1 protein-coding gene and 1 pseudogene are annotated in these 733 nt (G+C 46.2%); both read right to left on the reverse strand.

Translation table 11 applies throughout. The features are described from left to right. Positions 1-64: 64 nt before the first annotated feature. Positions 65-454, reverse strand: a pseudogene (locus BGK49_RS16510) (helix-turn-helix domain-containing protein); the annotation flags it as partial. A 13-nt stretch (positions 455-467) separates the two neighbouring features. Further along, positions 468-733, reverse strand: a 266-nt coding sequence (locus tag BGK49_RS16515; RefSeq protein WP_000962175.1) for an IS1 family transposase, incomplete at its 5' end; no start/stop codon positions are given.

The raw sequence follows: 733 nt of genomic DNA on the forward strand, positions 1-733 counted from the left end.
CTTTCTGTTCCATAACAGGTGTCCACTAGTTGAAAAGGTGGGCACCTACGTTACCAATACAGGCTTAATGGCTACATACGGCGGTCAGTTTACGCTTACCATCATTGCCATCCTTTTCTACGAAATCTTCATTGTAATAAAAGAGCTCAATATCGCTGCCGTTCACTCTGGCTAACCCCCTGGCAGGCAACTCTATCAGATAGATGTTACGCACCCAGTCAGGATAATTTTCCCAGTTTCCTTCATAACGGAAAGAGGCATAAAGTCCTCGGGTCGTTGTCCACTCTTTTGGCATGTCAGCATATTCACATACCGTACCAGCAAAGGTTTCAACTGTGAGTAAATCGACCGACTTTGTTGATGGTTTAAACGTTGAGACGAAATAGATATCCGTCTTAAAATCCTTCATACACTTGGCTAAATGATGACGTCGCAATTTGACTTCTTCATCCGGTAATGACTCCAACTTACTGATAGTGTTTTATGTTCAGATAATGCCCGATGACCTTGTCATGCAGCTCCACCGATTTTGAGAACGACAGTGACTTCCGTCCCAGCCTTGCCAGATGTTGTCTCAGATTCAGATTATGTCGCTCAATGCGCTGAGTGTAACGCTTGCTGATAACGTGCAGCTTTCCCTTCAGGCGTGATTCATACAGCGGCCAGCCATCCGTCATCCATACCACGACCTCAAAGGCCGACAGCAGGCTCAGAAGACGCTCCAGTGTGGCCA

It is taken from the genome of Shigella sp. FC1544, assembly GCF_001722145.1.
Taxonomy (GTDB): domain Bacteria; phylum Pseudomonadota; class Gammaproteobacteria; order Enterobacterales; family Enterobacteriaceae; genus Escherichia; species Escherichia coli.